Genomic DNA, 6352 nt, shown 5'->3' with positions numbered 1-6352 from the left:
CACAGGTGCGGGCGGGGCGCCAGCGCCCCCCGGCGGCGGGGGGAGAACGCCGCCGCGGCGGTTTTCGCGGGGGGGGGGTTCAGGGGGGTCGGCGCCCCGCGGCGCGGGGGGGGGAGAACCACAGCGCCGTGGCGCGCGACCCCAGGCGGCGGGGGCGGGCGGTGGTCCCCCGGACTGGCCCCGCCCGGGGGGCGGGGGGCGCCGCCCGGGGCCGGGTCGACCGGGGGCGCGGGGCGGCCCGGGCGGCTCCCGCCGGAGCGGGGGGGCCCCCGCCACAAGGCCCTGCTGATCTCCCCGTACTTCGTGCCCGGTGAAGAAGGCACGCAGGGGCTGGGTGCGCTGGTGGCACGCGGCGCGACTGTCGGGGTGGTGACCAACTCGCTGGCGGCCAACGACGTTGCCGCCGTGCACAGCGGCTACATGCACTATCGCGCCCCGTTGCTGCGCAGCGGTGTGCACCTGTACGAGCTGAAATCGCGCGGCCATGCCGACAGCGGCGGCCTGTTCGGCAGCAGCGGTGCCAGCCTGCACACCAAGGCCTTCATGATCGACGACCGGCGCGGGTTCGTCGGCTCGTTCAACCTCGACCCGCGCTCGGCCTACCTCAACACCGAAATGGGCGTGCTGTTCGATGACCCGGTGCTGGCGGCGCAACTGCGCGCCGAGTACCTGCGGCTGGCCAGTCCCACGCAGAGCTACTGGGTGGCGCTGGACGCGCACGGCCAGGTGCGCTGGCTGGACCGCGCCGCACAGCCGCCGCACTGGCTCTACCGCGAACCGGATACCGGCCTGTGGCTGCGCGTCAGTGCGCGTGCCATCAGCTGGCTGCCGCTGGAGTCGCAGTTGTAGCCGCGCTCAGCGCGAGGCCACGCCTGCGTCCGCGCCGGCATCGCCATCCCCGGCATGCACCTCGTCGGCGTCCAGGGTTTCCACGGCGCGCCCGTGGACACGCCGCCAGATCCACTGCAGCGCGTGGGCCGGCGTGCTCTGCAGGTGCTCCAGCAACGCCAGCGCCTGCGCCTGGCCCATGCGTCCGTGCCGGCACAGCAGGCTGGCCGCCGCCGCGGCGCGGGCAAAACCCAGGCTGGTGAGCAGTCCGTCCGGCGCGCCGGCGCCGGCCCGCTCCAGCGCGGCATGCACCGGCGGCGGCAATTCCCACGCTGCAGCGATACGGCTGGCGACCGGCAGGGTCCAGTCATCCAGCAGAGCGGCGGCAAGCGCCCGTGGCGGTACCGCGACACCGTGTCCGGCGCAGGCATCGAGCAGGTGGCGCATCACCAGCGCCGCGCCCAGCCCCTGGGTGAGCCCCAGCCACTGCGCCGCGAAGGCATCTTCATGGCTGACCGTACGCGCGTGGTCGGCGGCCGCGCGCGACGCCAGCAGCGCGTGTTCCCAGATCACCGCATCGAACTGCGGGAACGCGGCGCACTGCAGGTGCATCACCGGCTGGACCAGCACCGCGCTGATGATCTGGCGGATACCCTCGGTGCCCACCAGGGTCACCGCCCGCTGCAGGCTGTCCACCGGCCGGGCCTGCAACCGGTACACCGGGCTGTTGGCGATACGCAGCAGGTTGCCGGTGAGCACCGGGTCCTGGCCGATGATCGCCGCCATCGCCCGCGCCGAGGCCTCGTGGTCGTTGACGGTCTGGATCAACTGCGGCAGGAGCTGTGGCCGCCGCGGCAGGTGGCGGGCCGACCAGTCGCGCGCCGACAGCGCCGCATCCACTGCCGCACGCAATGCCGGCGCGGGCGCGGTGTCACCTGCCGGATCGCCTCCGCGTGGCACCAGTGCCAGGGCATACAGCCCGGCCTGCAGGACCGCCGCCGGGTCCCCGGCGGGCGCCGCCAGCGGAGCCGCCACGCGCAGGTAGGCCCGGGGCGGCCGTGTCTCGGCCGGCCCCCGCTGCAGCGATCCCTGGCGCCTGCGCCAGGCCACCAGCGCCAGCACGGCGGCCACGCCGCCCACGCCCCACGCACCCAGCATCGGCGCCGACGTCAGCATCGAGGTCTCCCGGAAACGCGGTCCCGCACCTGCCTTGTCGCCACTGCGCCCACGTCATCCATCCTGACATTGCCGATACTGCACACCGTAGCCACGGCATCGGCCGCGCCTTCACCAACTTTAACGGCCCGGCCCCGGCGGGGGCTGACACCGCCCTCCGGCGGAATGCACTAGAATGGCGCCGCGCGACCCGTCCACTCGAACCGACGACGTCGCTTTTTTTGTTTTACAACCCAACATTTGCTGGTCCGTTCGCCGCTGTTCGCCACCGTTCGCACCATCGGAGCCACCATGTTATTTGAAACCCTCGAAACCACCGATCACGAACAAGTGGTGTTCTGCCACAACCGCGACGCGGGTCTGAGGGCGATCATCGCCATCCACAACACCACCCTGGGCCCGGCTCTGGGCGGGGTGCGCATGCGGCCGTATGCCAGCACCGACGAGGCGCTCGCCGATGCGCTGCGGCTGAGCCGCACGATGACCTACAAGAACGCGCTGGCCGGGTTGAACGTGGGCGGCGGCAAGGCGGTGATCATCGGCGACCCGAAGGTGGACAAGAGCGAAGTGCTGTTCCGCGCGTTCGGCCGCTACGTCGATTCGCTGGGCGGGCGCTACATCACCGCCGAGGACGTGGGCACCGATGTCAACGACATGGAGAACATCTACCTGGAGAGCGAGTACGTCACCGGCGTGCACCAGGTCCACGGTGGCTCCGGCGATCCGGCCCCGTTCACCGCCTACGGCGCGCTGCAGGCCCTGATGGCCGCCATGCAGCACAAGCTGGGCCATGAGGAAGTCGGCAAGGCCAGCATCGCCGTGCAGGGCCTGGGCCATATCGGCATGGAACTGGTCAAACTGCTGCGCGACCGTGGGGCCAAGCTGTTCGTGACCGATCTGGACAGCAGCCGGGTGGAGCGCGCGGTCACCGAATACGGCGCCGAGGCGGTCAAGCCCGACGACATCTACGACGTCAACGCCGACGTCTTCGCGCCCTGTGCGCTGGAAGGCGCGATCAATCCGCAGACGCTGCCCCGCCTGCGCACGAAGATCGTCTGTGGCACCGCCAACAACCAGCTCGCCAGCCTGGAGATCGGCGATGAGCTGCATGCGCGCGGCATCCTGTATGCGCCCGATTATGCGGTCAACGCCGGCGGCGTGATGAACGTGTCGCTGGAGATCGACGGCTACAACCGCGAGCGCGCCATGCGCCTGATCCGCAGCATCTACCACAACCTCGGCCGCATTTTCGCGCTGTCCGAGCGCGAGGGTATCGCTCCCCAGCGCGCCGCGGACCAGATCGCCGAATCGCGCATCCAGTCGATCGGCAAGCTGAAAATGCCTCTCGGCCGCAGCACGCCGCGACTGGGCACCCTGCGCCGCAACTGACGGCACGGCCCTACCGGAAACGCAGAAGGGCGCGATCGACGATCGCGCCCTTCTTCATTGCTGCCCTGCGGGGTCAGAACGCGGAGGCGTAGCGCAGGGCCACCTGGTGCAGGTCGCCGCGCGGACCAACGCGCTGGTCGTAGCCGAACGACACGCGCGTGTTCCGGCTGAGCCACGACTCCACCGAGACCCCGAACAGCCCCCCGGACCGGGCGGGCTGCAGGCCGGCCAGCGGCGCCCACGCATCCACGCCAACGAAGCTGGCCTGCAGGTCGAGCCCGTGGCTGGCCAGGTGCTGCTGCCATTCGGCGTAGCCGCGCAGCGACCAGTCGCCCCACCACGCCTGCGCACGCACGCCAGCCAGCGCCTGGCTGCGGCTGGCAATGCCGCCCAGCGTGCGCAACCCGAAACCGGCGCCGCCGTTCTCGCTGAAGCGGTCGCTGTCCACCCGTGCGTACTCGGCACCGAGGTACGGCGTGAGCGACAGGGCGGTGCTGCCGAACCGGTAGCCCGATTCCATGCTGGCCGTGCTGAAACTGCCGCCGTAGCGCGCGTTGACCCCGTACTGGCCGGCGCCCAGCAGCAGCTGGCGGTCGATATCGCGGGTGAACCGGCCGGCGCCCACCTGGCCCAGCGCGTAGGCCCGCCCGTGCTGCCAGCCGGCATACAGCTGCGCCTGCGACTGGCGGTCACGCCCCCTGTCATTGCCCCAGTCGCGGGTACTGGCGCTGCGGGTTTCGCCGAAGGCGAAGCCCAGCATGCCGTGACTGCCCAGTGCCGTGTCCTGGCCCATCATCCAGCCCTGGGTCTGGACACCGCTGGCAGCGAAACTGCCCTGCCCCGCCTCGCCCAGCGTGCTGTGCCAGGCGCCGCGCAGGCGTGGTGCGGCCGTCACCGCATCGAAACGCGAGGACAGCGCGCGTCGCTGCATGTCGATGGTGTCGAAGGTCATCGCCGCCGCCAGGCCGTGCGCTTTGCCGGACAGGCTCTCCAGGCTCGCCGACAGCCCGTCGGCGCCCTGCACCTGCTGCAGTTGGCCTGCCGCCGCCGCAAAGCCGCCTGCGGCCGGCCCGCCGCCATCGAGCACTTCGAATGCGGTTTCCACGCGGGCCGCCGCGCCCTGCGCCGCAGCGCCCACGCCCGCCGACGCGGCGGCCGCGCTGACGTTGACCCGGTCGATGTCCAGCCATGCGGTGCGCGCGTCGTAGCCGAAACGGCTTTCCAGCAGGGTGATGCTGGTGTCCTTGCGAAGGCTGTCAAACGCGCCGGTCAGCGACTGGCCCGCCTTGATCAGCTCCTGGCGGCGTCCGTCCTGCGGGACGTAACCGCTCACCGCCCCCATCAGGTACAGCACGCCTCCCTGGAGCTCGACCGTGCCCGTCACGTTCAGCGGTGCGGCGCCCAGCAGCGTCATGTACTGCCCGCCGGCACGCTGCACGTAGTTGCCGTCGATGGTGGCAACGGTGCGCGCCTCGTTCAGCAGCACGCTGCCGCCGCTGTCCACGTTGCCCTTGACCCGCGCGCTGCTGCCCATGAACTGCAGCACCGCGCGCTCGGCGGCATCGGGCTGCGCCACAATGGTCACGTTGGAGGTGATCGACCCGCCGTCGCGCAGCGCCAGCGTGCCGCGTTCGATGCGCGTGTCGCCGGTGTAGGTGCTGATGCCGGACAGGCCCAGCGAACCGTTGCCCTGTTTGACCAGCCCGCCGCTGCCGCTGATGGTGTTGCTCCAGACCGAGTTCAGGCCCAACACGTTGACATCGACCACGGTGTTGCCCCAGTCGAAGCGCGCCGGCCCGTTGACCGCCTTGGCGACGTTGAGCAGGCCATAGCCGAAAGTGCTGTCCACGCCGGGCGCGCCAAGATCGGTGGCGGTGCCAAGCAGGGTCTGGCGGACCAGGTCGTTGGTGAAGTACGGATACTTCTCCCACACCAGCGCGGCGGCGCCGGACACCAGCGGTGCGGCATAGGACGTGCCCGAGCCCCACAGGTAGCTCGGCGTGCCACCGGTGTTCTGCGGGTCCACGTACACCACGGTACCGGGCGCGGCCAGGCAGTAGGCGGCCGCCACGCCGCACGCGTTGGCATAGGACGCCAGTTTGGACGGATCGGCCGAATCCACCGCGGTCACGGTCAGCCAGCCGCGCTCCAGGTCAGCGGCCGGGCGCGTGCCGTTCGGACCGGCCTGGCTTGGCAGGGCAGCCATGCTGGAGGGGTTGGGGCGGCTCTCGTTGCCGCTGGCGAACACCACCAGCCCGTTGTTCGCCATCACGAAGGGACGGTACTCGTTGGCGATCGGCGCGGTCGCGGCCGGGTTGGTCCAGTACAGCCCGCCCCAGGAGTTGTTCATGATCTTCACGCCGTCGGCGATCAGATCCTGGTGCATGGGCGCGAAACCGAGCGCACCGCTGACTTCATTGCCGCTGCCGCTGCCGTCATCGGTGGGGCGCCGGTCGGCGATGATCCGCGCCGAGATCACCAGCGCTTCCGGCGCGATGCCGCCCGGCCAGGCGCCGACGGCGCGGCCCGCCGCCAGCGAAGCCACCGTCGTGCCGTGGCCGACCACATCGTCCACGTTGAGATTGTTGACGCGCGGGTCGATGTAGGCGCGGCTGGACACCACCCGCCCCGACAGGGCGGGATGGGCGCGGTTGACGCCAGAATCGACCACGCCGATGCGCACGCCCTTGCCGGTCAGGCCCTGCACGTTGCGGCCATTGACGATGGTCAGGTGCGCATCGATCGCCGGCTGCACCGGCGGATTGGTCGGCGGCGTCACCGGCGGTGTGACCGGCGGGGGGAACCGGGGGGGGGACGGGGGGCGGGTCCCCCCCCCCCGTCTCTTTTAAACAACTTCCAGGCCCCCAGAAAAGCCGAAAAATCCGATTTCGGCCTTTTCTTTGAAAAAAAAAAAAAAAAACTATAGACAGCCGCTAATTACACTTATTTTGTCTTTAAG

General features: G+C 70.6%; 3 protein-coding genes and 1 pseudogene. 2 read left to right on the top strand and 2 right to left on the bottom strand.

What is annotated here, in order from left to right; all coding sequences use genetic code 11:
• Positions 1 to 285: 285 nt before the first annotated feature.
• Positions 286 to 849: pseudogene (locus OC534_RS19100) on the top strand (phospholipase D-like domain-containing protein); the annotation flags it as partial.
• A gap of 6 nt (positions 850 to 855) precedes the next feature.
• Here OC534_RS19100 and OC534_RS19095 read toward each other — a convergent pair.
• Positions 856 to 2004 carry an HDOD domain-containing protein gene (locus OC534_RS19095; protein ID WP_262072404.1) on the bottom strand — a complete coding sequence of 383 codons (1149 nt, stop codon included), beginning with the start codon at positions 2002 to 2004 and terminating at the stop codon, positions 856 to 858.
• Positions 2005 to 2295: 291 nt separating this feature from the next.
• Between OC534_RS19095 and OC534_RS19090 the strand changes: the two genes are divergently transcribed.
• Entirely contained in the window at positions 2296 to 3393 is a 1098-nt protein-coding gene (locus OC534_RS19090; protein WP_136003136.1) for a Glu/Leu/Phe/Val dehydrogenase dimerization domain-containing protein, read from the top strand.
• A 73-nt stretch (positions 3394 to 3466) separates the two neighbouring features.
• Here the strand turns inward: OC534_RS19090 and OC534_RS19085 are convergent, their stop codons facing one another.
• Positions 3467 to 6172 (bottom strand): S8 family serine peptidase, encoded by a 2706-nt coding sequence (locus OC534_RS19085; RefSeq protein WP_262072403.1) that lies wholly within the window; start codon positions 6170 to 6172, stop codon positions 3467 to 3469.
• Positions 6173 to 6352 lie beyond the last annotated feature (180 nt).

The sequence above is a fragment of the Stenotrophomonas sp. Marseille-Q5258 genome, assembly GCF_946900935.1.
In the GTDB taxonomy this organism is placed as follows: domain Bacteria; phylum Pseudomonadota; class Gammaproteobacteria; order Xanthomonadales; family Xanthomonadaceae; genus Stenotrophomonas; species Stenotrophomonas nematodicola.
Note: the sequence above shows the minus strand (reverse complement) of the source record. Positions and strands in the feature narration are given on the sequence as shown.